The sequence below is a fragment of the Microbacterium sp. NPDC028030 genome, from assembly GCF_040637855.1.
Lineage (GTDB): Bacteria > Actinomycetota > Actinomycetes > Actinomycetales > Microbacteriaceae > Microbacterium.
Genome location: NZ_JBEZXF010000001.1, coordinates 822,286 through 847,641, shown reverse-complemented (window position 1 = coordinate 847,641; position 25,356 = coordinate 822,286). Strand labels below are relative to the sequence as shown.

The 25,356-nt window shown below is 69.4% G+C and carries 26 protein-coding genes, 1 tRNA gene and 1 pseudogene; 14 read left to right on the top strand and 14 right to left on the bottom strand.

Annotated features, from left to right (window positions below; translation table 11 throughout):
- Positions 1–41: 41 nt before the first annotated feature.
- Together AB0E56_RS04220 and AB0E56_RS04215 are read right to left on the bottom strand one after the other, a co-directional pair.
- Positions 42–1,352 (bottom strand): sugar ABC transporter substrate-binding protein, encoded by a 1,311-nt coding sequence (locus AB0E56_RS04220; RefSeq protein WP_359796886.1) that lies wholly within the window; start codon positions 1,350–1,352, stop codon positions 42–44.
- A 47-nt stretch (positions 1,353–1,399) separates the two neighbouring features.
- On the bottom strand, positions 1,400–2,269 hold the full coding sequence (locus AB0E56_RS04215; RefSeq protein ID WP_359796884.1) for a nucleoside hydrolase: 870 nt from the start codon (positions 2,267–2,269) through the stop codon (positions 1,400–1,402).
- A 175-nt stretch (positions 2,270–2,444) separates the two neighbouring features.
- Here AB0E56_RS04215 and AB0E56_RS04210 point away from each other — a divergent pair, with 175 nt between their 5' ends.
- Together AB0E56_RS04210 and AB0E56_RS04205 are read left to right on the top strand one after the other, a co-directional pair.
- Positions 2,445–3,869 carry an MFS transporter gene (locus AB0E56_RS04210; protein WP_359796882.1) on the top strand — a complete coding sequence of 475 codons (1,425 nt, stop codon included), beginning with the start codon at positions 2,445–2,447 and terminating at the stop codon, positions 3,867–3,869.
- Positions 3,866–4,783, top strand: a complete 918-nt coding sequence (locus AB0E56_RS04205; RefSeq protein ID WP_359796881.1) for a cation diffusion facilitator family transporter — start codon at positions 3,866–3,868, stop codon at positions 4,781–4,783. The genes AB0E56_RS04210 and AB0E56_RS04205 overlap by 4 nt, the downstream gene beginning before the upstream one ends.
- Before the next feature lie 2 nt (positions 4,784–4,785).
- On the opposite strand, the gene AB0E56_RS04200 is transcribed toward AB0E56_RS04205, so the two are convergent.
- Complete coding sequence (locus AB0E56_RS04200; RefSeq protein ID WP_359796880.1) at positions 4,786–5,403, bottom strand: MarR family winged helix-turn-helix transcriptional regulator; 618 nt, start codon at positions 5,401–5,403, stop codon at positions 4,786–4,788.
- Positions 5,404–5,507: 104 nt separating this feature from the next.
- Here AB0E56_RS04200 and AB0E56_RS04195 point away from each other — a divergent pair, with 104 nt between their 5' ends.
- Positions 5,508–6,275: a hypothetical protein gene (locus AB0E56_RS04195; protein WP_359796879.1), complete on the top strand. Its 768-nt coding sequence runs from the start codon at positions 5,508–5,510 to the stop codon at positions 6,273–6,275.
- 62 nt (positions 6,276–6,337) lie between these two features.
- On the opposite strand, the gene AB0E56_RS04190 is transcribed toward AB0E56_RS04195, so the two are convergent.
- Entirely contained in the window at positions 6,338–6,982 is a 645-nt protein-coding gene (locus AB0E56_RS04190; protein WP_359796878.1) for a TetR/AcrR family transcriptional regulator, read from the bottom strand.
- 73 nt (positions 6,983–7,055) lie between these two features.
- On the opposite strand from AB0E56_RS04190, the gene AB0E56_RS04185 reads away from it, so the two are divergent.
- Complete coding sequence (locus tag AB0E56_RS04185) at positions 7,056–8,114, top strand: alpha/beta hydrolase (RefSeq protein ID WP_359796877.1); 1,059 nt, start codon at positions 7,056–7,058, stop codon at positions 8,112–8,114.
- A 23-nt stretch (positions 8,115–8,137) separates the two neighbouring features.
- Here the strand turns inward: AB0E56_RS04185 and AB0E56_RS04180 are convergent.
- Positions 8,138–9,238: pseudogene (locus tag AB0E56_RS04180) on the bottom strand (MFS transporter); the annotation flags it as partial.
- Positions 9,239–9,381: 143 nt separating this feature from the next.
- On the opposite strand from AB0E56_RS04180, the gene AB0E56_RS04175 reads away from it, so the two are divergent.
- The gene (locus AB0E56_RS04175) at positions 9,382–9,798 is read left to right on the top strand and encodes a helix-turn-helix domain-containing protein (protein ID WP_359796875.1); all 417 of its coding nucleotides are present in this window, start codon (positions 9,382–9,384) and stop codon (positions 9,796–9,798) included.
- Here the strand turns inward: AB0E56_RS04175 and AB0E56_RS04170 are convergent, their stop codons facing one another.
- From AB0E56_RS04170 to AB0E56_RS04160, 3 genes are read right to left on the bottom strand one after another with little or no spacing between them, the layout of a single operon-like run.
- Complete coding sequence (locus AB0E56_RS04170) at positions 9,799–10,272, bottom strand: hypothetical protein (RefSeq protein WP_359796874.1); 474 nt, start codon at positions 10,270–10,272, stop codon at positions 9,799–9,801.
- A 1-nt stretch (position 10,273) separates the two neighbouring features.
- A complete protein-coding gene (gene dcd, locus AB0E56_RS04165; protein ID WP_183151245.1) occupies positions 10,274–10,879 on the bottom strand; it encodes a dCTP deaminase in 606 nt (201 codons plus the stop codon).
- 9 nt (positions 10,880–10,888) lie between these two features.
- Positions 10,889–11,689: an IclR family transcriptional regulator gene (locus AB0E56_RS04160; protein WP_359796873.1), complete on the bottom strand. Its 801-nt coding sequence runs from the start codon at positions 11,687–11,689 to the stop codon at positions 10,889–10,891.
- A 124-nt stretch (positions 11,690–11,813) separates the two neighbouring features.
- On the opposite strand from AB0E56_RS04160, the gene AB0E56_RS04155 reads away from it, so the two are divergent.
- From AB0E56_RS04155 to AB0E56_RS04140, 4 genes are all read left to right on the top strand, one after another.
- Entirely contained in the window at positions 11,814–13,157 is a 1,344-nt protein-coding gene (locus tag AB0E56_RS04155) for an MFS transporter (protein WP_359796872.1), read from the top strand.
- A 29-nt stretch (positions 13,158–13,186) separates the two neighbouring features.
- Positions 13,187–14,224 carry an alcohol dehydrogenase catalytic domain-containing protein gene (locus tag AB0E56_RS04150; RefSeq protein ID WP_359796871.1) on the top strand — a complete coding sequence of 346 codons (1,038 nt, stop codon included), beginning with the start codon at positions 13,187–13,189 and terminating at the stop codon, positions 14,222–14,224.
- Positions 14,221–15,399, top strand: a complete 1,179-nt coding sequence (gene rhmD, locus AB0E56_RS04145) for an L-rhamnonate dehydratase (protein ID WP_359796869.1) — start codon at positions 14,221–14,223, stop codon at positions 15,397–15,399. The genes AB0E56_RS04150 and rhmD overlap by 4 nt, the downstream gene beginning before the upstream one ends.
- Before the next feature lie 80 nt (positions 15,400–15,479).
- Positions 15,480–15,553: transfer RNA gene (locus AB0E56_RS04140), tRNA-Gly, on the top strand.
- Positions 15,554–15,591: 38 nt separating this feature from the next.
- On the opposite strand, the gene AB0E56_RS04135 is transcribed toward AB0E56_RS04140, so the two are convergent.
- From AB0E56_RS04135 to AB0E56_RS04125, 3 genes are all read right to left on the bottom strand, one after another.
- A complete protein-coding gene (locus tag AB0E56_RS04135) occupies positions 15,592–16,230 on the bottom strand; it encodes a DUF1684 domain-containing protein (RefSeq protein WP_359796867.1) in 639 nt (212 codons plus the stop codon).
- A 22-nt stretch (positions 16,231–16,252) separates the two neighbouring features.
- The gene (locus AB0E56_RS04130) at positions 16,253–17,080 is read right to left on the bottom strand and encodes a sugar nucleotide-binding protein (RefSeq protein WP_359796866.1); all 828 of its coding nucleotides are present in this window, start codon (positions 17,078–17,080) and stop codon (positions 16,253–16,255) included.
- A 99-nt stretch (positions 17,081–17,179) separates the two neighbouring features.
- Complete coding sequence (locus tag AB0E56_RS04125; protein ID WP_359796864.1) at positions 17,180–17,830, bottom strand: aquaporin; 651 nt, start codon at positions 17,828–17,830, stop codon at positions 17,180–17,182.
- 235 nt (positions 17,831–18,065) lie between these two features.
- Here AB0E56_RS04125 and AB0E56_RS04120 point away from each other — a divergent pair, with 235 nt between their 5' ends.
- Entirely contained in the window at positions 18,066–19,442 is a 1,377-nt protein-coding gene (locus AB0E56_RS04120; protein ID WP_359796863.1) for an APC family permease, read from the top strand.
- On the top strand, positions 19,439–19,672 hold the full coding sequence (locus tag AB0E56_RS04115) for a multidrug transporter (RefSeq protein ID WP_359796862.1): 234 nt from the start codon (positions 19,439–19,441) through the stop codon (positions 19,670–19,672). Before AB0E56_RS04120 ends, AB0E56_RS04115 begins: the two co-directional genes overlap by 4 nt.
- Before the next feature lie 25 nt (positions 19,673–19,697).
- Here AB0E56_RS04115 and AB0E56_RS04110 read toward each other — a convergent pair whose 3' ends face one another.
- Together AB0E56_RS04110 and AB0E56_RS04105 are read right to left on the bottom strand one after the other, a co-directional pair.
- Positions 19,698–20,273, bottom strand: coding sequence for a cysteine hydrolase family protein (locus tag AB0E56_RS04110; protein WP_359796860.1), 576 nt, complete (start codon positions 20,271–20,273; stop codon positions 19,698–19,700).
- Between the two features lie 84 nt (positions 20,274–20,357).
- Positions 20,358–21,650 carry a serine hydrolase domain-containing protein gene (locus AB0E56_RS04105; protein WP_359796858.1) on the bottom strand — a complete coding sequence of 431 codons (1,293 nt, stop codon included), beginning with the start codon at positions 21,648–21,650 and terminating at the stop codon, positions 20,358–20,360.
- Positions 21,651–21,748: 98 nt separating this feature from the next.
- On the opposite strand from AB0E56_RS04105, the gene AB0E56_RS04100 reads away from it, so the two are divergent.
- Both AB0E56_RS04100 and AB0E56_RS04095 read left to right on the top strand, forming a co-directional pair.
- Positions 21,749–22,060: a DUF2470 domain-containing protein gene (locus AB0E56_RS04100; RefSeq protein WP_183151262.1), complete on the top strand. Its 312-nt coding sequence runs from the start codon at positions 21,749–21,751 to the stop codon at positions 22,058–22,060.
- Positions 22,061–22,108: 48 nt separating this feature from the next.
- Positions 22,109–22,756, top strand: a complete 648-nt coding sequence (locus AB0E56_RS04095; protein ID WP_359796856.1) for a biliverdin-producing heme oxygenase — start codon at positions 22,109–22,111, stop codon at positions 22,754–22,756.
- A gap of 6 nt (positions 22,757–22,762) precedes the next feature.
- Here the strand turns inward: AB0E56_RS04095 and AB0E56_RS04090 are convergent, their stop codons facing one another.
- Positions 22,763–24,148: an AAA family ATPase gene (locus AB0E56_RS04090; RefSeq protein WP_359798258.1), complete on the bottom strand. Its 1,386-nt coding sequence runs from the start codon at positions 24,146–24,148 to the stop codon at positions 22,763–22,765.
- A gap of 114 nt (positions 24,149–24,262) precedes the next feature.
- Here AB0E56_RS04090 and AB0E56_RS04085 point away from each other — a divergent pair, with 114 nt between their 5' ends.
- Positions 24,263–25,345, top strand: a complete 1,083-nt coding sequence (locus tag AB0E56_RS04085) for a hypothetical protein (protein ID WP_359796854.1) — start codon at positions 24,263–24,265, stop codon at positions 25,343–25,345.
- Positions 25,346–25,356: the final 11 nt, after the last annotated feature.

The following is a 25,356-nucleotide window of genomic DNA, read 5'->3' as shown; positions in this document are numbered from 1 at the left end:
TCTCACGCTGGTGTCGCAGGGTCGTGCCACGCCGGAGCGCGTCATTGGAGTCGAGCGATCTGAGCCTCGATGTCTTTGTCGGCCTGTGCCGCACGCTCAGCCGGGTCCGAACCGTTGCGGATGTCGGAGAACATCTGGTTCGCGCCCGGCTCGAACACGCTGTAGCCGACGACGCCGGGGCGATGCACGGCGTTGTTCTCGAGCTGGTACTGCATGATGGCGCCGAAGTTCGCCGTCGCATCGCCTCCGACCGCACTCATGTCCTCGGCATAGGTCGCGTACGCCTCTTTGTTCGTCGGCGCGATGCCGGCAACCTCGGCCGACTCCGCATTTCCCTTCGGATCGATCGTCAAGTACTCCAGGAACTCCCGCGCTGCGTCCTCCTTTGCGGTCTTCGCCGAGATCGCGACCGACCACGAGTCGGTGGAGGTCGCCTGCTCGCCACCCTCGAAGAAGGGTGCCGGCGCGACACCGTAGGAGATGTCGCCGGCCTCGGCGACGTTCACGCCCCATGGTCCCGAGATGATGAAACCTGCCTTGCCCGTCTGGAAGAGGGCGCCGTTCTTGTCGTTCGTGATCCCCCGGGGCGACAACCCGTCCTCGAACAGGTCGTGGTACCACGTCAGGGCCTTCTGCCATCCGTCGTTCGAGAAGTCGACGTCACCGTCGGCATCGATGCCGTCACCTCCACCGGCAGAGACTCCGACCATCTGCAGCTGGTAGTACGAGTCCCACTGGTCGAACAGGAACGGATACTCGGCGGCGCCCGCATCCTTGATCTTCTGCGCCGCAGCGGTGAGTTCTTCGTATGTCCAGGGTTCCGTGGGATCGCCACTCGGCGGTTCGACCCCTGCCGCAGCGAGGATGTCGGGGTTGTAGTACAGGAACTGCGACGTCGTCCATGTCTCGAGCGCATAGAGTTTGCCGTCCGCCTCACGCGCGGTGACCATGTCCTCGCTGACGGCGGCGTCGACCGCATCGTCCTTGAGATCGGAGATGTCGGCGAGGAAGCGCCGGTTCGCCCAATCGAGCACGGCACCGCCGGCATCGACCACCATGAGGTCGATGTCTCCTCCGCCGCCGGTCATGCGCTGGTTTATCGTGCTCGTGTACTGGGCGTAGGGGATGTTGAGCTGCTTGACGGTGATGTCGGGGTGCGACTTCTCGAACGCGTCGATCACCAGCGCCCAGGTCTCCGCCGGGTCCGCGTTCGCGAAGGTCAGAGTGACCTTCTCGCCGGAACCGGAGTCGGAGTCCGATCCTGAATCGGCCGGTGCGCAGGCGGCGAGGCCGACGGCGCCGACGGTCAGTGCCGTGGCGAAGGCACCGAGACGCAATGCTGTGGTCTTCATGGTTCTCTCCTCATTGAGTGGTGGTTCGGGTGCGGGTGAAACGAAGGTCAGGAGCGGAGGCGGGCGCCGCGCAGAATGCATTCGAGGATCTCGGTGGCGACGGCATCCACGTCCATGTCGACGACGATCGAGTGGGGTCCGGATTCCGAGCGGACGAAACCCGTCATACCGGCGTCGGCGCCATCGAGCTGCACCGAGATCTCCCCGCGCGCGAGCTCGAAGAGGTCCGGTCGGGCGAGCATGAGCACCGCGATGGGGTCGTGCGGAACATTGTGGTCCTGCGCGGCGAAAGACCAGAAGCGACGCATCTCGGCGCCGATCATCGCGCCCAGCGGCCCGGCCTCGGCGATGCGGTCGAGCTCGGCGTGAGCGAGCCGGATCCGTTCCGTCTGCTCGAGCCCCACCGCCACGACGGGCACACCCGAGCGGAAGACCGCATCGGCCGCGGCGATGTCGCACCGGATGTTGTGCTCCACGATGCCTGCATCGAATTCGCCGCCCATCATGACGATGCGGCGGATGCGGTGCCCGCTCGCCTCGACCGCGGCAGCGACATCCGTGAGGGGGCCGATCGCGGCCACGGTGTCCGCTCGAGCGAGTTCGGCGACGCCGTCGCGGTCGGCGCTGTAGGTGTGGGCGGCGAGACCGTCGATGGTCTCGCCCTCGTGCCCGGGCCACCACACCTCCCGACCGGAGCGGGTCTCGCGCTCTCCCAGAGCGATGGGCGGGGCGGGGCGGCCTATCGTCGCGAAGACGGCCGCGACGATCTGGGCACGCAGGTGCACATCGCCGTAGACGGTGCAGACGGCCTCGAGCTCCAGTTCCGGGCTGCCGAGGATCATCGCGATCGCGAGCAGATCGTCGACATCCGTCCCGATGTCGGTGTCGAGCGTGAAGTGGGTCGGGATCATCTGCATGCTCCGGACTCTACACGAGTAGATAGCGCGCATCAAGCGCGCCCTCTCTCACGAAGCTTCTGCGACGCCCGGAGCGCAGACATATGCGCCGCTCCCACACGCATCCGTCGCGGACCCGCGCTCTGACACGGCGCGCCGTCACCGGCCGTTCACCCGGCGCGGCCAGACTTCGAACATGAGCGAACCCGAACCTCGCCACGGCGTCCCCGAGCCCGTGGCGACTGCCAACAGCGGCGCCGTCGCCGTCGTCGGCCTCGACCTGCGGGGCGAGACGCCCGCACCGAAGAAGCAGGTGTACTCCTGGGCACTGTGGGACTGGGCGACGCAGCCCTTCAACACCGTGATCCTCACCTTCGTGTTCACGGCGCTGTACCTGGTCGGCGAGGGCTTCCTGCCCGCCGACGTCGCCGCGCTCGATGAGAGGGACCCGGTCCGACTCGCCGCAGAGGCCGACCTCGCCTCGGGACTCGGACTCGGGTCGACCATCGCCGCGTTCGGCATCCTGCTCCTCGCCCCCGTGCTCGGTCAGCGGGCGGATGCCGCGGGACGACAGAAGCTCTGGCTCGGGATCGGCACCGGCGCCCTGATCCTCTGCATGCTGGGGCTGTGGTTCGTCGAACCGACCCCGAGCCTGTTCTGGCTGGGCGTCGCACTGATCTCGGCGGCGACGGTGTTCCAGGAAATCGCCGCGGTGAACTCCAACGCGATGCTCATCGGGATCGCGAACCCCAAGAACGTGGGCCGGATCTCCGGGCTCGGCTGGGGCTTCGGCTACCTCGGCGGCATCATCGCCCTCGTGATCGTCGTCGTGCTCGACACGTTCGACTGGTTCGGCATGTCCACCGACAACGGCCTCGCGTACCGGTTGATCGCGGTCGGCTGCGCGGTGTGGGCCATCGTCTTCAGCATCCCGATCTTCCTGAACGTGCCGGAGCCGTCGCTCGGACGCCCCGAGCGCAAGGTCGGCTTCTTCGCCTCGTACGCCCTGCTGGTGAAGGACGTCGCCGGTCTCTACCGCAGCGAGGAGATGCGACCCACCTTCTGGTACCTGCTCGCGAGCGCGGTGTTCCGCGACGGACTTGGCGGCGTGTTCGCCTTCGGCGCGATCATCGGCACCGCCGTGTTCAAGTTCGGAACGCAGGACATCATCATCTTCGGCATCGCGGCGAACCTGATCGCCGGAGTCTCGACGATCGCCGCCGGTCGCCTGGACGACAGCCTCGGACCGAAGCGCATCATCCTCACCTCGATCGGGTCGATGATCGTCGCGGGCCTCGCGGTGTTCTTCCTGCGCGATGGCGGGGCCACGGTGTTCTGGGTCGGCGGCCTCATCCTGTGCGCGTTCGTGGGGCCCGCCCAGGCGGCAGCGCGTTCGTTCCTCGCCAGGGTCACCCCGGCCGGGCGCGAGGGTGAGATCTTCGGTCTCTACGCCACGACGGGCCGGGCGGCGAGCTGGATGGCCTCCGGCGCCTGGACCGTGCTCATCGTGCTGACGGACCAGACCGCGTTCGGCATCCTCGGCATCGTGGTCGTGCTGATCGCCGGCTTCCTGCTCCTGCTCCCCGTCAAGGCTCCCCGCGGGAGTAGCCTGACCGCGTGACCGTCATCCTCGCCTTCTTCGCCAACGTGCTCGTCGCGATCGCGAAGACGGTCGCCGCGGTCATCACGTCCTCGGCGTCGATGGTGGCCGAGGCCGCGCACTCATGGGCGGATGCGGGCAACGAGGTCTTCCTGCTCATCGCCGACCGCCGCGGCGCGAAGATGAAGGATGCGCGGCATCCCCTGGGATACGGACGCAACGCCTTCGTATGGTCTCTCGTGGCCGCGTTCGGCATCTTCACGGCCGGGTCGATCGTGTCGATCATGCACGGCATCCAGGAGCTGTCCGACACGGGCCCGGTCGAGAGCCCGGTGGTGGCGTACGTCGTGCTGGCGATCGCGTTCGTGCTGGAAGGGGCATCGTTCACGCAGGCGATGGTCCGCTCGCGCCGGCTCGCCAAGGAGCGCGGCTCATCCACCTGGGACTTCGTGCTCGAGACCAGCGACACCACGCTGCGTGCCGTGTTCTTCGAGGACTCCGCCGCGCTGATCGGCCTGGTGCTCGCCGGAGGTTCGATCCTGCTGCACCAGGTCACCGGCGTCGCCGCCTGGGATGCGATCGGGTCGATCCTCGTCGGCATCCTGCTCGGCGTCGTGGCCGTGATCCTCATCGGGCGCAACATCGCCTTCCTCGTCGGCACCACCGTGGCGCCGAAGCTGCGCTCCCGCGTCGGCGCCGCGCTGCTCGGGATGCCGGAGATCGAGCGGGTCACCTACCTGCACATCGAGTACGTGGGCCCGAACCGGCTGTTCCTCGTGGCCGAGGTCGACCTCGCCGGCGACGCCCGCGAACACGATGTCGCCCGACGGCTGCGCGACGTGGAGCGGCGGATCGAGGCACACGAGGCCGTGGAGACGGTCGTACTGTCGCTCTCGGTCGACGACGAACCCTCCCTCGACTTCGCCGCCGTCTGACCTCAGGCGCGCCAGTTGTCGGCGAGCTTGTTCAGCAGCCGGGCGAGCTCGAGGCGCTCCTCGTCGCTGAAGGTCGCGAGAGCGGTCGTGAGCATCTCGCGACGCTCACCGCGCATGCCCCTGGCGAGCTTGCGACCCTCGTCTGTGAGGGCGATACGGGTGCGTCGTGCGTCGTCGGGGTCGGCTTCGCGCCGCACGAAGCCGTGATCGACACCCTGCTGCACGAGCCGTGAGGCCCGCGGCTGATCGACGCCGATCGCGATACCGAGGTCGCTGACGCTGAGCGGAGCGGACGCCGCGGCCAGAGCTTCGAGCATGCGCATGCGAGCGGGTCCGCCCAGACGACCGGACGGGTCGGTCATCCAGGGGGGCATGCCGGGGTGACCGCGGTGGTGGTCGAAGTGGTCGCGGGCGTCGTCGCCGCGCGGACCTTGGTGCGGACCCCCGTGCCAGCCGTGCGGGCCGCCGTGACCGCGACCGCGATCGGCGGAGCCTCGCCCACCCGGGCCGCGCTCTCCCGGACGACGACCACGCAGGCGGGCCAGCGCCTGCGCGATGGCTTCGGCGGGGTCCTGCTCGGCAGGGTCGTGCGGTTCGGCGCCGTTCGGGTCGGTGGTCACGATCCGATTTTACATGCGACTTGACATACATTGGCACTACATGTCACACTACATGTACATGCACTGTGACATTCACATGCACACTGACAACCAAAGGACTTCCCATGAACACCTCAGAATCACAGAACCCCCAGACCACCTCCCGCCCGTTCGGCTACTGGCTCAAGGCCGCCGACCGCCTCATGGCCTCGGAGTTCGCGACCGCCTTCGACGGTGAACACGCGAGCCGCCGCGACTGGCGGATCCTCAACATCATCGACGGCACGGTCGCGTCCGACCGCCCGCTGAACGCGCACAAGCTGCACGGCCTGGTCGAGCGCGGCTGGGTCACCCCCGAAGGTGACGGCTGGACACTCACCGACGACGGCCGCGCGGCGAAGGAGCGCCTCGGCGCGATCGTCGACGGCATCCGTGCGAAGGTGTCGGCCGCTGTCTCCGACGAGGAGATGGCCACCACGCTCGCCTCGCTCGAGAAGATCGCACGGGCATTCGGCTGGGAGGAGGGCACCGCTCTTCCCCGCGGTCGAGGACGCCGTCACGGCTTCGGCGGACCACGCCACGGACGCGGCTTCCCCGGCGGTTTCGGTCGCCCCTTCGGTCGCGGCTTCGGTCGCGACTTCGGGCCCGAGCACGGACCCGGCGGGGAGGACGGTCACGGCTTCGGGCCGGAGCACGGACACGGCTTCGGACCGGGACACGGACGCGGCTGCGACGAGGAGGGCCGCCGCCACGGGCACCCCGGGCGTGGCGACCACGGCCACGGCCGCGGCCACGGACACGGCGGACACGGCCCGCACCGTGCCGCGCGGATCGCGCAGCACGCGTTCGAGCGCGGGTTCGACGCCGGCTTCACCCGCGGACGCGACGCCTGAATCACACGGAAACACCTGTGCGAAACGCCCCACCCCGACATCTCCGGGTGGGGCGTTTCGTCTCAGAGATTCAGCAGCGCCAGGACGGCGTCATCCGCGCCGGCGGCACGCAGTCGCCCCCCCATCGCCGCAGCAGCGAGCGCGTAGGGCCGCTCGTCGTCGAGGAGCAGCGACCGGGAGTTCGCCTCCTCGTTCAGCGCGACCAGTTCGAACGCCAGCACCTCGACGTCGGCATCGAGTTCACCGGCGTCGACGGCGTGTCGGAGCTGGACCTCGATGTAGCCGTACCAGTCGGTCAGTGCCGCCCGCACCGCATCGCTCACCGGCCCGGACTTGGAGTCGACGTCGGCGGCGGTCGCGGCGAAGAAGCAGCCTCCGGTGAAGATGCGGTCCTTCGAATAGGCGAGCGCGTTGCGCAGCAGTGCCGCGACTCGACGCACCCCACGTGGCTGCTGCCTGGCCGGCTCGACGATCTGCGCGGTGAAGATCTCCCGCGCGGCCGCGACCGTCGCCAGCTGCAGACCCTCCTTGCTCTGGAACAGCGTCGCGATGCTGCTCTTGCTCGAGCCCGAGGCCTCGGCGAGGCGGCCGATGGTCAAACCGTCGAGGCCCTCGACCGAGGCGAGATCGGTCGCACTCTGCAGCACGATCCGGCGCGAGGCATCGCCGCGGGCTCTCCGCCCGTCGAGGACCACGTTCTTCGACATGCCCCTAGTATACGAACGATCGTTCGCCTAGTATACGTATGATCGTTCGTATTGTTCTGGCGAAGGAGCCCCCATGCCGTTCGTTCCCGCACTCCTGGCCCGCAGCATCCCTCTGGCCGCCACCGTCTCCCCCGCCCTCTCCGGCGATCTCGCCTACCGCCTCTTCTTCACCACGGCGCCGCGGATGCCGGTGCGCGCGGCGGACGCGCCGACCCACGGCGATGCGAGGCGCGGAAGCCTGCAGGTGCGCGGCATCGACGTCACGACCTACGAGTGGGGGGCGGGTGCACGCACGGTGCTGCTCCTGCACGGATGGCGCGGTCGGGCGTCGCAGTTCGCTCCGCTCGTGCGAGAGCTGGTCGCCGAAGGCCTTCGCGTGGTCGCGTTCGATGCTCCCGCACACGGCTCCTCCGCCGGTCGCCGCACCGACATCCGCGACTGGATCGACGCCGCAGAGCAGCTCCAGGTCCGGCACGGCGCGTTCGCCGCGATCGTCGGTCACTCGTTCGGCGCCCTGGCCGCCTCGACCCTCGCGCGGTCGAGTGCGCCGGCGCCGGCGGTGGCCGCGATCGCCGGAGCCGCGAGCCCGGACGCCTTCCTCGCGGAGTTCGCCAGGGAGCTCCGCCTCGACGCCGGGACCACCGCCCGCCTGACCGAGCGATTCCAGCGGCGGCTCGGGATGGATCAGGCAGCGGTCTCTGAGCGGTACGACGCCGTGCGACATCCGCTCCCGGCGGAAACCGACCTGCTGGTGGTGCACGATCGCGGCGACCGACGGATGCCCGATGCCGATGCGCTCCGACTGCATGCCGCCCACGGCGAGCGCTCTCGCCTGCTGCGCACCGAAGGCCTCGGTCATACCCGAGTGCTGTCGGCGGATGACGTGCTCGACGCGGTGGTCGCGCTCGTCGTCGGCGGTGTCGATGGCGTGGACGCGCTGGGCACCACCGCGCGCAACGACCGTGCGGATCAGCGCGACCGACGCCGCAGCAGCGGCACGATCGCCGCCGCTGCGACCACGGCGGCTGCGGCGAGCACCGCCGCGACGAATCCGCCCGTGATGAGGACAGCGGCGATGGTGCCGAACACGGCGATGCCGAGCCCGCCTCCGAGCGCGAACCCGACCTCCTGAATCGCACCCACCTGCCCGGCCTGATCCACGGTCGTCACCTCGAACAGGGCGGTCGCCGCGAGCGTCGCGCCGACCCCGAAGCCGAGTCCCACCAGCACGAGCGGGACGGCCACGACGGCAGGGTCGAAGGCGAGCCAGACCAGACCGCCCGCCTGCAGCACGAGCGCCAGCACCGTGAGCGCGTTCGCCGACAGCCAGCGCAGCGCGAGCGGCGCCACGACCCCTCCGATCGCGATGGCGACGGCCTGCGGGAGCAGCGCGACGCCGGCCTCGGCGGCGCTCTGCCCTCGGTTGTCCTGCAGGTGCAGGCTGACCAGGAGCACGGATGCGGCCGAGGCCCCGCTGCTCACGAGGATGCGGATGATCGCAGGGCTGAAGCCCGGCACCTGGAACACGCCCATGTCGATGAGCGGGTCGCGGAGCCGTCGCTGCCTGCGGACGAAGTACACCAGCACGAGAGCCGACACCGCCGCCGCGACGATCGCGGAGAGGGGTGATGCGAGCGCCTCGTGCAGCGCATAGACGAGGGCTCCGAGGGCGACGATCGACGACAGGATGCTCGGCACGTCCCACGAGGGCTGCTGCGAGCTGCGCGAGTCCGGGACGAGCCACACGGCGAGTGCTCCGGCGATCACTGCGAGGGGCACGCTCCCGAGAAGCAGCCACCGCCATCCCGGCCCCTCGGCCAGCAGCCCGCCGAGCACCGGCCCCAGCGCGCTTCCCGTGCCGAACGTCGCCGTCCAGAGCCCATAGGCGAGCACGCGCTCTCGGGCGTGGAACGTGGCCCCGATCGTCGCGACGACGCCGGCGACGACGAACGCCTCGGCGACACCCAGCAGGGCGCGGACCACGATGAGCAGCATCCCGTCGGCGGCGATGCCGCCGACGACGTTGAGCACCGCGAACCCCGCGAGGCCGATCAGGATGATGCTCTTGCGCCCGAAGGCGTCGCCGATCCGGGCCGCGAGGATCAGGGTGGCGGCCAAGGAGAGCGCGTACACGTCGACGAGCCAGAGTCCCGCGGTCGGCGTCAGGGCGAGGTCGCCGCGGATCGCGGGGAGAGCGGTCGAGACGCTGCTGATCGCGAGCGCGCCGATGAGCACGCCCAGCAGCAGGGGGACCATCGCGAACCAGAGACGGAGAGAAGACCGGGTGCCGATGAGAGTGGGGGTGGTTGTCACCTGCTCAGTCTGTAAAGTACACACAAGTGCCGCAAGTACGGTCATTTCGGATACGTACTGACCTTTTGGATACCAAGGAGCCCGCGATGCGCGAGAAGACCGAGCGGATCGTCCGCGAGTGGACGGACACGTGCGACGCCGAGGTATCGATCGCGGTGCTCGGCGGGGCCTGGAAGCCGAGCATCCTCACCCTGCTCGGCGAGCACGGCGTGCTGCGCTTCGGCGAACTCGGCCGCCTGCTGCAGGACCCCACGGCGCGGGTGCTCACCCGTCAGCTGCGCGAGCTCGAAGAGGACGGGCTCATCACGCGCACCGTGTACCGGGAGGTGCCGCCCAAGGTCGAGTACCGGCTGAGCGAACTCGGTGCGAGCTCCGCGCAACTGCTGACCGAGATGACCCGGTGGGGCACCGCCTATGCGGCCCACCAGCGGGCGGCCTTGGACGGACGAGCGGACTCCCCGGCGACGCACGCCCTACTGCCGTCCGGCCCGCACCCGGAGTGATCAGGCTGCGACCGCGGCCGACAGGGCTGCGGCGAGTTCGTGCACCGCGACGTCGCCGCCCGCGAAGGGGAAGCCGACGACGTTCACCAGGAACACGATCAGCACGACCGCGCCGATGAGGAGCAGGAACAGGAAGACGAAGATCGCGACCGTGAGCCCGCCGTAGCCGCCGGACGTCGGCACCTCGGGAGCGACGGACGGCTGCGCCCAGTCGTCCGCCACGGCGGCGGGCGGTTCACCTTCGAGGATCGCCGGAGTCGGACGCGGCCGATCTGAGCGCCGTCGCGTCTCCGCCGGCGGCGACGGGATCACCGCATCCGCCGCGGGGATGTCCGCCGACGGTGGGGCCGCCAACAGGCCCTCTGGAATGGGGATCTCGGGTGGAGGCGGGGGGATGACGACATCGGCGGGCGGGATCGACGGCTCCTCAGGGGAGGCCGGCTCTTCCGGGTGGGTTCCGCCGCTGTCGCTCATGTCAGCCTCCGACTGCTCCGACGTCGGTGACTCCGACATCCGTCCGATGGAAGTTCTGGAACGACCGCGAAGCCGTCGGCCCGCGCTGCCCCTGGTAGCGGTTGCCGTACGGGCCGGAGCCGTAGGGGTTCTCGGCGGGCGAGGTCAGGCGGAAGAAGCAGAGCTGCCCGATCTTCATGCCCGGCCACAGCTTGATGGGCAGCGTCGCGACGTTCGCGAGCTCGAGCGTCACGTGCCCGGTGAACCCGGGGTCGATGAAACCCGCCGTGGAGTGCGTGATCAGGCCGAGGCGGCCGAGCGACGACTTGCCCTCGAGCCGGGCGGCGACATCGTCCGGCAGCGTGACCTGCTCGAAGGTCGCACCGAGAGCGAACTCGCCCGGATGCAGGATGAACGGCTCATCGGGGTCGACCTCGATCAGGCGCGTGAGCTCCGGCTGATCCACCGACGGGTCGATGAAGGGGTACTTGTGGTTGTCGAACAGCCGGAAATAGCGGTCGAGGCGCACATCGATGCTCGACGGCTGGATCATCTCCTGCTCGTGCGGTTCGAGGCCGATCCGGCCGGATGCGAGTTCTGCCCTGATGTCGCGATCGCTGAGAAGCACGGCACCAGCCTAGTCACCATGCACGCGCGCGATGCCCGGAAGGTGCATCTCCTCGCGCATGCGGAGCACCGTGCGCCGCAGCGGCTCGACCATCGAGTGCGGCCAGCGATCGTCGGTGCGGCTGGTCGGCATCGTCACGCTCAGCGCGGCAGCGACCCCGGTCTCCTCGGGCCACGTCACCGGCATCGCGACGCACCGGCATCCGTCGATGAACTCCTCGTCGTCGACGAAGAACCCCACATCCCGCCCCTTCGCGATCACGGCGAGGATGTCGTCGGGATCGGTGATCGTCCGACTCGTCAGCCGCGGGATCACGACCTGACGGAGCCGACGGGAGGCGTCGTCGTCGTCGAGCGTGCTCAGCAGCGCCTTCCCGATCCCCGTGGCGTGCGCATGCAGCCGCATCCCCACGTTCGAGGCCAGCCGCATCGGGTTCGGCGAGGGGCTGATCGCGATGTAGACGTTCTCCACACCGTCGAGCCGCGCCATCTGCACGGTCTCCCCGGTCTGGTCGGTGAGGGCGCGCATGAGGGCGGGGCCGGACTCGAGCAGAAGGCGGTGCCCGTCGTAGCGCTGTCCGATCTGCCATGCCTTGAGACCCAGGGAATAGCGCTTGCTCACCGGGTCGAGCTCGACCCAGCCCGCGGCGACCAGGGTTCGGAGCAGGCCGTGTGCACTCGACCGCGGAAGCCCCAGCGCACTCAGCAGCTCGGGGAAGGTCTGCGCCTCCGTGTCGGCGAGGTGCTCGATGATCTCGAGCGCCCGCCCGGCGGACTTCACGGCACTCGGCGCCTGATCGATGTCTGTCATGTCTCCCCCGCTGGTGAATTGTGCCGGACGCGATCCTGTGTCACACTATCGCGCGTTCAGGTCTGAGACAGTCGATTCACATACGTGAACGCATTGGATACCCCTCGTCAATGGAGATGCCCCGATGTCCACTCAGTCCTCCACGCGGCCCGAACTCGCCGCGATCGTCCGCAAGGTCACGCTCCGGCTGATCCCGATCCTGCTCCTCATGTACATCCTCGCGTTCCTGGACCGCGCCAACCTCGGCTTCGCGAAGGTCGCCTGGCAGGCCGACACCGGCATCTCGGATGCCGCCTACGCCCTCGGAGCCGGGATCTTCTTCCTCGGCTACGCACTCTTCGAGGTGCCGTCGAACCTCATCATGCGCAAGGTCGGCGCGAAGATCTGGCTCGCCCGCATCATGGTCTCGTGGGGCATCGTCTCCGCGCTCATGGTCTTCGCGACCAACGAATGGATCTTCTATGTCCTGCGCGTGCTGCTGGGCATCACCGAGGCCGGATTCTTCCCCGGCGTCATCCTGTTCCTCACCTACTGGATCCCCCTGAAGTTCCGCGCCCGCGTCAACGGCCTCTTCTACTTCGGCGCCCCGCTCGCCTTCATCTTCGGCGGCCCGCTCTCCGGCATGCTGCTCGACCTCGACGGCAAGGTCGGCATCCACGGCTGGCAGCTCATGTTCCTCGTGACCGGCATCCTCACGGTCCTCATCGGCATCGTCGCGTTCTTCTACCTCGACAACGGGCCGAAGGATGCGAAGTGGCTGAGCGACGGCGAGCGCTCGACCCTGCTCGGCGCGCTGGAGGCCGAGGACACGGCCAAGGAGAACCACTCGCCCCGCGGAGCCCTGCGCGCGCTCGGCAACCCGATCGTGCTCTACTTCGCCGCGATCTACCTCACGATCCAGATGAGCGTCTACGGCGTCACCTTCTATCTGCCCACCCAGATCGCCACGATCGTCGGCAAGCCCGTCGGGCTCGAGGTGGGTCTGCTCACCGCCGTGCCGTGGACGTTCGCCCTCATCGTCACATTCGTGCTCTCCCGCCTCGCCGACAGCACCGGTCAGCGGCGCCTGATCGCCACCTGCGCCCTCGCGGCGGCCGGCGTCGGCATCGTCCTGTCGGCCGTCATCCAGGATCCGATCATCGCGCTCGCCGCCCTCAGCATCGGCGCCGCCGGCTTCATCTCCGTGCAGCCCGTGTTCTGGACCCTGCCGACCTCGTTCCTGCTCGGAGCGGCGGCAGCGAGCGGCATCGCCCTCATCAACTCGCTCGGCAGCCTGGGTGGGTTCCTCGCTCCGATCCTGAAGAACTGGGCCGACGCCACGTTCGGCGACAGCGCAGGACTCGTCGTCCTCGCCGCGATCGCCCTGCTCGGCGCCGTGCTCATCGCCCTCAGCCGGGTCGTCAGCCCCGCGGTCCGCGAGACCGACGGCGTCGGACTCGACACGACCATCCCCGCCCGCCAGCGCTGACCCGGTCAGCAGAACCAAGGAGACCGCCCATGCGCGAGCTCGTCCTCACCGAGATCGGACGCCTCGACGTCCGCGACGCACCGACACCGTCCCCCGGGCCCGACGAGGTGCTCATCCGGGTGGCCGCCACCGGGATCTGCGGATCCGACGTGCACGGCTACACGGGCGAGAACGGTCGACGTTTCCCCGGCCAGGTGATGGGGCACGAGTCGAGCGGCACGATCGCCGCCGTCGGCTCGGGTGTGGGCGGGCTCGCGGTCGGGACCCCCGTGACGTTCAACCCGGTCGTCGTGCCGGCGGAGGACGCCGCAGCCTATGCGGGGCGCGAACAGCACCACCCCGGCAAGCACGTGATCGGGGTGGCGGCCGACATCCCCGCCGCGTTCGCCGACTACGTCGTGGTGCCGGCGCGCAACGTCGTGCCGCTCCCCGACGGGTTGCCGATCGAGCTCGGCGCCCTGATCGAGCCGCTCGCCGTGGCCGTGCACGCCGTGCGGCGACTGCCGCAGGAGAGCCTGGGCCGCGTGCTGGTGATCGGCGGCGGACCCATCGGCCAGTCGATCGTGATCGCTCTCCGTGACGCGGGGGCCGGAACCGTGATCGTCAGCGAGATGGATGCCGCGCGCCGCGAGCTCGTGCAGCGCCTCGGCGCCGAGACCATCGACCCGGCGGCAGGTCCCGTGGCCGAGCAGCTCCGCGAACGCGGAGGCCTCGCCGACGCGGCGCTCGACGCGGTCGGGATCACCCCGACGCTCCGCGACGCCCTCACGAGCACCGTGCTCGGCGCACCGATCTGCCTGGTCGGCATGGGGGCGCCGCAGGTGGCGCTGGACGCGTTCCTGGTGAGCACGGAGGAGCGCTCGCTCATCGGCAGCTTCACGTACGGTTCCGAGGACTTCGCCGACGCCACCGAGATCATCGGCGCCGAACCCGACGTCTATCGCGCACTCATCAGCCGCGAGATCGACGTGATCGATGCAGACTCCGCCTTCTCCGCCCTCGCGGCGGGCGACGGCACACCGGGCAAGGTCCTTGTCCGGTTCGACCGAGAGGAACAGACCCGATGACCGGCACCCCGACCATCCGCGAAGTCCGCGCCTACACCGTGCGCGGCGGCGGCGCCGACTACCACGACCAGGGCGCGGAGCACTGGATCGACGACCACATCGCGACGCCGATGAGCGTCTACCCCGAGTACCGGCAGTCCCGGCAGAGCTTCGGCATCAACGTGCTCGGCACCCTCGTGGTCGAGATCGAGGCCAGCGACGGCACGGTCGGCTTCTCGGTCACGACCGCCGGCGAGATCGGCGCATTCATCGTCGAGAAGCACCTCGCCCGATTCCTCGAGGGTCGCGCCGTCACAGACATCGAGCGCATCTGGGATCAGATGTACAAGTCGACCCTCTACTACGGTCGGCGCGGCGTGGTGCTCAACGCCATCAGCGGTGTCGACCTCGCGCTGTACGACCTCCTCGGTCGCATCCGTCAGGTTCCGGTGTTCGAGCTGCTGGGCGGCCCCGTCCGCGACGAGCTGCAGTTCTACGCGACCGGTGCGCGCCCCGACCGTGCGAAGGAGCTGGGGTTCATCGGCGGCAAGATGCCCCTGCACCACGGACCGGCCGAAGGCGAGGAGGGCCTCCGCAAGAACATCGAGCTGCTCGCCGACATGCGTGAGAAGGTCGGCGACGACTTCTGGCTCATGTACGACTGCTGGATGTCGCTCGACGTCGACTACGCCACGAGGCTCGCGCACGCCGCCGCCGACTACGGGCTCAAGTGGCTCGAAGAGGCGCTCATCCCCGACGACTACTGGGGATACGCCGAACTGCGCAAGCGTGCCCCCTCGTCGATGCTCATCACGACGGGAGAGCACGAGGCGACGCGGTGGGGCTTCCGCCAGCTGCTCGAGACCGGAGTCGACCTGATCCAGCCCGATGTGGGCTGGTGCGGCGGCATCACCGAGCTGATCAAGATCTCGGCCCTGGCCGATGCACACGGCACCATGGTCGTCCCGCACGGCTCGTCGGTGTACTCGTATCACTTCGTGGTGACGCGGACCAACAGCCCGTTCGCGGAGTTCCTGATGATGCACCCCACCGCGGAAGAAGTCGTGCCGATGTTCTCGCCGATGCTCGTCGGCGAGCCGGTGCCCGTGAACGGACGCCTCACCGTCCCGGAGACGCCGGGCTTCGGCGTCGAGCTCTCCGACGAGATCGAGAAGCACCGCCCGTACACGCACTGATCGACGCGCGACGTCGATCGCGCTTTGGCTCACGCCCGTGCGGCAGGTAGGCTTGCCTTCACCTGCTCTCGGGCGGGTTCGGGGCTGTAGTTCAATGGTAGAACTTCTGCTTCCCAAGCAGACAGCGCGGGTTCGATTCCCGTCAGCCCCTCCACTTCGTCATCCCGACGGCGCAACCCCCCTCTTCGGGCGTCAGCCGTTCGTCCCACCCGCGTACAGCTCGCCCACCGGGACCGGCACGTCCAGCACGTTGCCGGGCTGAGCGAGCGGGCAGGCCCACGCGGGATCGTAGGCGCACGACGGGTTGTAGGCGAAGTTGAAGTCGAGCACGATCGTGCCCCGCACCGCATCAGAGCCCAGGTCGGCGCCCTTGATCGTGTCGACCAGATAGCGGCCGCCGCCGTAGGTGCCGCCAGGGTGCCCCGCCAGCCCGTCGCGCACCGGGATGAACAGCCCGCCGCCGTACGACATCAGGCGCCACACGTCGAGCGGCCCGGCATCCGGGACCTCGACGCGGCCGACCCGTTCGAACGGCACGACGCCGTCGGTGCCTGTCGCGAACTCGAAACCACCGGGTTCGGCCGTAAGGATCGGCAGCTCGAACCGCCACGCCGGGTCGTACGACGCGATCGGCAGCCCCTCGAACAGCGCCCGATCCGCCGGCAGGAGCGGCGTCGCCGGATGCCGCAGCATCAAGTCGTCGCGCTCGATCCGCCACAGCTCGTGCGCCTCCTCCGGGGACTCCGCCAGACGCACCGCGTCGTACAGGGCGAAGACGCGGCGGCGCCAGTCGACGACCTCGACGGCCGTGCGTGCGTTCGTGGTCGGCATGACGCCAGGCTACCCGTGGCCGTCAGGGCGTGGCCGCACCATCGATCATCTCCGCGTATCCCGCCTCATAGGTCGGATACTCGAGGCCGCCCAGCACCGACCGCAGCAGCGACCCGTCGTACACGTGCCCGGTCGGACCGTCGGAGTCGAGGTCGGGCGGCACGTCCACCCCCGTCCGCGCGGCGATGAACCGCACCACTTCACCCAGCGGCGCAGGACCCTCGTCGACCGCGTGCACCAGGCGAGGCGGGGTCTCCATCCGCAGCAGCACGTCGAGCGTGCGCACCAGGTCCGTCTCGTGGATCCGGTTCGTACGTCGCGCATGATCCACGGCCGCGCCCTCGCGCACCCGCCGGAGCAGGAACTCGCGGCCGGGACCGTAGATGCCCGCCGGTCGCACCACGACCGCGTCGAACAGCTCGATCGCCGCCCGCTCGCCGTCGCGGAGGCCTCGGGAGCGATCGGTCGAAGGCGCAGGGTCGTCACGCTCGGTCAGCGGCCGCGCAGACCCCGCACCATCGAAGACACCGGTCGACGACACGAACACCGTGCGTGCAGGGACCCTCGGCAGGGCTGCGGCGAGATGCGTCAGAGCGGTGCGGTACCCGGCGACCTCTCCGCTCGGCGGCAGGGTGATCACCATCGCATCCACCATCGGCAGGGGCGGGACCTGCGGGAGCGAGAGATCCGCCCTGATGCCGGAGACGCCGTCGGGCAGCGGCCCATCGCTCCGACGCAGCGCGAACACCTCGCCGCCGTCGTCGATCAGGCGCGGGGCGAGACGAGCGGCGAGCTTGCCGGAGCCGACGAGGAGCGTGCGGGGCGGCACGGGGGCGGAGGAGGCGTTCATCCGTCCCAATCTCGCACACGAGCAGCAGCACGCGCGGCCTGGCGCACAGAAGCGCCGCACCCTCCGAGGAGGATGCGGCGCTTCGAGCGATCCGCGCGGTTACTCCGCCGCGGCGATCTTCTTGGCGTCGTCGGTGTTCAGCACGCGGAACAGGATCGCGGCGATCACCGCACCCACGACGGGAGCGACGATGTAGAGCCACAGCGAGCTCCAGGCGAAGTGACCGCTGACCGAGAGGCCCAGCGCCACGGCCGGGTTGAAGCCGCCGCCCGAGATCGAGCCGACCGTCGCCGCGCCGACGAACACGGTCGCACCGATCGCGAGGCCGTAGAACGAGTTGCCCGCGGTGTCCTTCGACGTCGCGGTGTTGAGCACGACCCACACGAGGATCAGCGTGAACAGCGCCTCGACGAGGAAGGCCGGACCGACCTCGATGACCATGGCCTCGGCGCCGACCGGCCAGACCGTCATGCTCACGAGCGCAGCCACCGCTCCACCGACGAACTGCGCGATGAGGTACGCGATGAAGTCGGCGACGCTGAGACCGCCGCGCAGGAACACACCGACCGAGACGGCCGGGTTGAGGTGAGCACCCGAGATGTGCCCCGTGGAGAACACGAGCACCATCAGGGTGAAGCCGATCGCGAGCGGCGTCAGCGGGCTGTCGCTGTTCACCGCCGCGATGATGGCGAGGACGAAGAGGAAGGTGGCGATCGCCTCTGCGAGCGCCTTGCGTGCCGTACCAGTCATGAGAGCCCTTTTCTCTGGGATTCCGTGGTGAGGAGGTCACCCGTTCGCCCCGCGAACCCCGGTCGACGCACCCCCGTTGCGGCACCGAGGATATCGCCGCGCCTCCGACGCCGCCGGACGCCGCGCGGAAAGTCTGTGAATCCGCTGAACCCGTGCGATCGCCGGCCGGAGCAGGGCCGCACCGGTCGATGTCAACCCCGTGGCAGGGCCTCGGGCGCACTCGTAGCCTGCAACGATGACGACCGAGACCGCGCCCCGCGCCGAGACACCGACCCGGCTGCGCAGGGCCATCACCGGCCCCCTCCTCTTCGCCTTCATCCTCGGCGATGTGCTCGGCGCCGGGATCTACGCGCTCATGGGCGTGCTGTCGGCCAAGGTGGGCGGGATGCTGTGGGCCCCTCTGCTGCTGGCGCTGCTGCTCGCACTGCTCACTGCGGGCTCCTACGCCGAACTCGTGACGAAGTACCCGCGCGCCGGGGGCGCCGCCGTCTTCGCGGAGCGGGCCTTCCGCAGCCCCCTCGTGTCGTTCCTGGTGGGATTCAGCATGCTCGCCGCCGGCGTCACGAGCGCCGCGGGTCTCGCGATCGCGTTCTCGGGCGACTACCTGAGCACCTTCGTCGACCTTCCGACCATCCCGGTCGCGATCGTGTTCCTCGCGGTCGTCGCACTGCTGAACGTCCGCGGCATCCGCGAGTCGATGGGCGCGAACCTCGTGATGACGGCGATCGAGCTCAGCGGGCTCGTGATCGTCGTCGTCGTGGTCGCGATCTTCGTCGGCGGTGGCGGTGGCGACGTGTCGCGGGTGACGCAGGCGCCTGAGGGGACGAGCGTCGCCGTCGCAGTGCTCTCGGGTGCGGTCATCGCGTACTACTCCTTCGTCGGCTTCGAGACGTCGGCGAACATGATCGAAGAGGTCAAGGACCCTCGGCGCACCTATCCCCGCGCCCTCTTCGGAGCCCTCTTCACGGCGGGTGCCGTCTACGTGCTGGTCGGCCTGGCGAGTTCGATCACCCTGCCCTCGTCCGAGCTGCAGGAGTCGAGCGGGCCGCTGCTCGCCGTCGTCGAGGCCACGGGTGTCAGCATCCCATCCTGGCTCTTCAGCCTGATCGCCCTCATCGCCGTCGCGAACGGCGCCCTGCTCACGATGATCATGGTCAGCAGGCTCACCTACGGCATGGCCGAGCAGGGCCTGCTGCCGTCCACTCTCGGGCGCGTGCTGCCGAAGCGGAAGACGCCGTGGGTGGCGATCCTCACCACCACCCTCGTCGCGATGGGACTCACCCTCGTCGGCGACCTCGCGACACTCGCCGAGACGGTGGTGCTGCTGCTCCTGATCGTCTTCCTCAGCGTGAACGTGTCGGTGCTGGTGCTGCGGCGCGATCACGTCGAACAGGATCACTTCCGGGTGTGGACCTTCGTCCCCGTGCTCGGCGTCGCGTCCTGCATCCTGCTGCTCACGCAGCAGCGTCCGATCGTCTGGCTCTTCGGCGCGATCCTGCTCGCCGTGGGCGGCGTGCTCTACGTCGTCGCCCGCTGGGGCCGGAAGCATGCCGAGAAGCGGAACAGCCGACCCGACGGCGTCGCCGTCGACAACCAGGAGGGAACCTCATGAACCACACGCCTGCACACTCCCAGGACGACGAGGTCACGAGCGCGGAGAACCGCCACGACCAGCTGACCACGGCTCCGGACGCCACCGAGGCCGACGCGGCCCCCCGCATCGAGGTCAGCGAGCACGACGGCAACACGCGCATCGACATCGCCCCTGAGGCGGCGGTGCGTCCGGGCCCAGGCCCTGGAATGCCCGAGGCCGACCCTGAGGACGCCGACTCCGAGGACTGAGCGCCCTCCCGTCGCGCCGCAGTTCTCACACCGCTGCGGTGCCGACCCGTGCGCGCGTCCGCACGATCGTGGCGAAGCCGCGGGCCGAGAGGATGCTCTCGGTGCGCCGCATGATGTCGTCGCCCGAGACGGCCTCCAGGGTGCCGTCCGCCGGGATGGCCGATGTGGTGGTGGCATCCGTGACGAACTCCACCTCGTAGCCGAGATCGGCCGCGACGCGCGCGGTCGTCTCGCAGCACTGCTCGGTGCGGATGCCGCAGATCACGACGCGGCGGACACCCGCGCCCTGAAGCCGCTCGTGCAGATCGGTCGAGGCGAAGGCGTTGATCGTGGTCTTGGTGACCGCTGCCTCGGACTCACGCGGACCTAGCTCGGAGATCACCCGCACGAACCCCTGCGCGGGGTCGAAGACTCCACCGCTGCCCGGCTCGGAGTGCGTGATCCACACGACGGGGTCACCGACCTCGCGGGCGTGCGCGACGAGCAGGGCGATGTTGTCCAGCACCTCGGGGTTCGCCGTCGCCGCCCAGTCGTCGGCTCGCCGGCGGAAGGACTCCTGTGCGTCGATCACGAGCAGAGCGGTGTCGGTCGATGAGGTCATACGCTCATCGTCGCGGCTGTGCGCCCGCGCGGGCAAGACGCTCCCCTGCCAGGAAGCAGCGGCTTCCCGCCGATCAGGGCGTCCTCATCCCGCGGCCGGCTCGACGCAGACCACCGCGGCATCGGTGATGGCCTTGTGGTACTGCTCGGCCGTGAACGGCAGCCCGAACTCGGGCACCGTCTGCCCGGAGGCGGCCGGAGCCTTGGAGGCGATCGCCGCGAGCTCCCAGGAGAGCTGCTGCGCGAACTGCGCGCCCAGCGTCGAGTCGTTCAACACCACGGCCACCGTGAAGCCGGTCGCGGGGTCGGAGTACGCCGCAGTCGCGTATCCGGGCACCCACCCGTGCTGGCCGATCATCGACCCCACGAGGTAGGCACCTCCGGTGGCCTGATACCAGGACGGCGCTCCTTCGGCGACCGGGAGGGGCGCACCGAAGCGGTCCGGCTCGTCCTCGGTGCGCAGCGCCTGCTTCGCCTCCGCCTGGGCATAGCGGCCAAGGTCGGCGATGGTCGAGACGACACCGGAATCCGTGAAGCCCGTGCTGGACGACAGCGTGGTGATGTCGGTCGGCGCGGCGCAGGAGTACCCGCCCTCGACGCCCGGCATGTAGTACCCGTTCATCGGGTCGTCGCCCGGCGGGGCCGCGGTCGGGCCGGGCAGCGAGGTGCCGGTGAGCTCGAGGGGGTCCGTGACGTACTCCGCGATGAGCTCCGATGCGCTCAGGCCCGATGCGCGCTCGAGAGCGAGACCGAGCAGGAGGTACCCGGAATCCGAGTCGCGGAAGGTGGTGTGCGGAGCAACGCGATCGCGGGCGAGGCCGAAGCCCGCCAGTTCCAGCGGCGCCCACACCCGCTCAGGGGTGTTGAGCCACGCGGGACGCACGCTCGACTCGGAGGAGCCGGCGCCACTGGTCCCGTTGCACAGGTCGAGGAGGGTGATGCCTTCTTCTCGCATACCGCCGACGCCCGAGACGTAGTCAGCGACGTTCGCGTCGAGTTCAACGGTCCCCTCGTCCGCGAGGGCGTAGAGGACGTCGCACGTCATCAGACGGGTCACATCCGCGATCCGGAACGACATGTCGGTGGTCACCTCGCCGCCGTCGCGGCCCTGCGTGCCGAAGGCCGTGACCCAGCTGCCGCTCCACGGCACCCAGACGCCGACGATCGCGCCGGAGGCCCCGGACGCGACGAGCGCATTGTCGACGGCCCCCTGCATCGCGGCGACCGTGTCGTCGGGCAGTGCACCGTCGACCTGCGCGGGTGGTGTGTAGCTGAAGGAGTCGTCGGGGGTGCATCCGGTCAGGATGAGAGCGAACAGCGCCGCACCGGCCGCACTGGCCGCTACGGCGCGCCGACGGCGCGACGAGAGAAGCTGCATGAAGGAACCCCCGAGGATGTGTCTCCCGAGTCTAGAACGCCGATCCTGAAAGACGGCATCGTGTCGGACGCCTCCCCCGTCCGCGTAGGGTGTGAGACGTGCCCCACCTCTTCGATGCCGACGTGATCACCGCTGTCCTCCGCCACATGAACGGCGATCACACCGACGACAATCTCCTCATCGCACGGGCGTTCGGCCCTTCTGCCGCCGAGATCACGGATTCCACCATGACCGGCTTCGACGGCGAGGGCGGGGTGTGGGAGATCACCGCCGACGGCGCGGTCTCCGAGCTGCGCGTCCCGTGGCCCGGCGGCCCGATCGCCGACCGCCCCGCGGTCCGCCGCGAGGTCGTCGCGCTCTACGACGAGGCCTGTGCGCGCCTCGGAGTGGAACCGCGGCCGCACGCCTGACGACATCCGGACTTCCACCTGAGGTAAGGCAAGCCTTACACTGAGTGCATGTCCGAGATCCTCTCCTTCTCCGCCGCCCTGCGCGAGCGCTCGTCCGGATCGCACTCCCGCAGCGAGACCGCCGGCTTCATGTCCGACCTCCTGAAGGGCGAGGGTTCACGCGAGGACTACATCTCGCTCGTCGCCCAGCACTACTTCATCTACGAAGCACTCGAGAGCGCCGGCGACCGCATGCGCCACGACCCGGTCGCCGCGGTGTTCATCAGCGACAAGCTCACCCGCCTGCCCGCGCTCGAAGCCGACCTGGAGTTCCTCCTCGGAGCCGACTGGCGCGCGCAGATCGTGCCGCTGCCGACCACTCGGCGCTATGTCGAGCGCATCAACCAGGTCGGTGCCGCGTGGGCCGGCGGCTTCGTCGCCCACCACTACACCCGCTACCTCGGCGACCTCTCCGGAGGCATCTTCATCGGCCGGGTCATGGCCCGCCGCTTCGGCTTCGAGACCAACGGCATCGGGTTCTACCTGTTCGACGACATCGCCGACCCCGCCGCCTTCAAGGACGTCTACCGCGAGCAGCTCGACGCCGCACCGTGGGACGATGCCGAACGCGAGCGGGTGATCGACGAGGTGCTCCTCGCCTACCGCTTCAACACCGAGCTGTTCGAAGACCTCGACCGCGCACGCGTCGCCGCCTGAGCGGGCTCAGGCCCTGGGAAGTTCCGGGGTCGACGCCGCCAGCCAGGCATCGCGCATGAACCGGCGCACGTCTTCATCCACGCGGATGTCGCGGGGCCGCAGCGCCCGTGAAAGATAGAGCCCTTCCAGCGAGGTCAGCCTGCTCAGGGCCACATACGTCTGCCCCGGTGCGAACGCGCCGGAGCCGAGGTCGATGATCGCGCGCTCGTACGTCTTGCCCTGGGACTTGTGGATCGTGACCGCCCACGCGAGTCGCAGCGGGAACTGGGTGAACTCGGCGACGACGTCGCGGGTGAGCTTCTTGGTGTTCTGGTCGTAGGCGTACCGGAACCGTTCCCAGACGGCCGGCTCGACGTCGACCTCCTCGCCGTCGATGTCGACGCGCACCGCTCCGCCGAGGATGCGCGTCACAGTGCCGATGGTGCCGTTCACCCAGCGAGGCGGCTCGCCGGACATGGCCGTGTCGTTGCGGAGGAACATCACCTGCGCGCCGACCTTGAGCTTGAGCTCCGACTCCGCGGGCAGCGCGGCCTCCCCGCGCCCGAAGTCTCCGCTGACCTCTGCCCGCGCTGTCTGCTCCTTGCCGGGGAGAGCCGCGAGGTGCCGGCTGTTGATGCTGTTCACGATGTCGTTGCGCGTGGCGAGGGTGATCATCGGCACCTCGCCCGGCTCCGGCTCCGGCGGCGTGCGCGCACCCTGCGTGTTCAGGACACCGGCGATCTCGGCGGTCACCCGCCCGTAGCGCACGGCATTGAGCATCGACTTGAAGCCGTCGTCGGACTGGCGGTGGATCTGCACCAGCTCCCTGACGTGCAGCTCTGCGCGGGTGTCGACCTGGAACAGGCCCTCCTGGTCGGAGAGCCCGGAGCCGCCGGCCCACACCTTCGCGTCGAAGAACCAGAACGACCGGTAGTGGTCCTGCACGTACCGCGCCTCGTCGCCCCGCGGCGGCACCGGTGCGAGCTGGTAGGGGTCGCCGAACATGACGACCTGCACGCCGCCGAACGGCTCGCCGCGGCGCCCCCTGGCCTGTCGCAGCGAGCGGTCGATCGCGTCCATCAGATCGGCGTTGACCATCGAGATCTCGTCGATCACGAGCGTCTCGATGGCGTTCAGGATCCGACGGGTCGCATCGTTCTGGTCGATGTCGGCGTCTCCGATCAAACCGATCGGCAGGCGGAACAGCGAGTGGATCGTCTGACCTTCGACGTTCAGGGCGGCGACACCGGTCGGCGCGCAGATCGCGATCTGCTTCTTCGTGTTCCACGCGAAGTACTGCAGCAGCGTCGACTTGCCCGTGCCGGCACGCCCGGTGATGAAGACGTGCTCGCCGGTGTCCTCGATGAGCCGGAACAGTTCTTGCTGCTCCTCGGACAGGGCGGGAAGGGACACGGTACTCACAGGGGCAGCGGACGGATACGGGGCGCCTCCATGCTACGTCCAGGGCCCTGGTGCGGACCGCCGACGCTCGGCGTCCCCTCAGGACCCGCCTTCTAGACTGACGCCATGGAGCGGGCCAGGACGAGCGCGCCCCCGCGTACGCCTCGGCGTGCACGCCTGGGGGTCGATCTGGCGTTGCTCGTCGTCGTCGGCCTGATGCTCGTCGCCGCGATGGGCGCGGGTGGCGCGACGCTGTACCAGCAGTTCTACGGCCCGTCCGCGTTCGTGGTCCGATACCTCGACCTGCTCTCCTCGGGGATGGCCGCCGACGCGCTGCGTGTGCCCGGCGTCGCGATCGATCGCGAGACGCTCGAGAAGGCCGGCATCGCCCCTTCGGCCTCCGAAGCGCTGCTGCGCCGTTCCGCGCTCGCGCCGCTCACCCACGTGAAGGTCGAATCCGAGAAGCCTGCCGAGGGTGGCATCGCCGTGACCGTCAGCTACGAGGCCAGCGGCCATGCCGGGACCAGCACCTTCCTGATCGAGCAGGACGGGTGGGCGGGGGTCACACCGAACTGGCGCTTCACGACCAGTCCGCTCGCCGTCGTGGAGCTCACGGTGCGCGGTGCGGATCAGTTCGCCGTCAACGGGTTCGAGGTCGATCGCCGTCAGGTCTCGGTCGCCGGAGCCGAGGCCGAAGCCCTCGAGCCGCTGCCCCTGCTCGTCTTCACCCCCGGGCTGTACTCGGTGACGGTGGACACGCCCATCGCGACGGCCTCCGGCCACGGCGTGCTCGCCGACACGCCCCTCGCCGTCACTCCGCTCGACGTGCAGACCACGCCGACGGAGGAGTTCATCGAGGTCGTGCAGCAACGGGTCGAGGAGTTCCTCACGAAATGCACCACGCAGGAGGTGCTCCAGCCGACCGCATGTCCGTTCGGACTGCGGGTGACGAACCGCATCACGGCACCGCCCAAGTGGTCCATCGCGAGCCAACCGCAGGTCACGGTCGTCCCCGACGGCGGTCAGTGGCAGATCCCGACGACGGATGCCGTGGCGCATGTCGACGTGGAGATCAAGTCGCTGTTCGACGGATCCGTCTCACCGCTGTCGGAGGACGTCCCGTTCCAGCTCAACGGCAGCATCGTGATCCTTCCCGACGGCTCGGCGTCCATCAGGGTCGGCTCGCCGAGCGAACCCCCGGTCGACTGACCGGTCGAGGT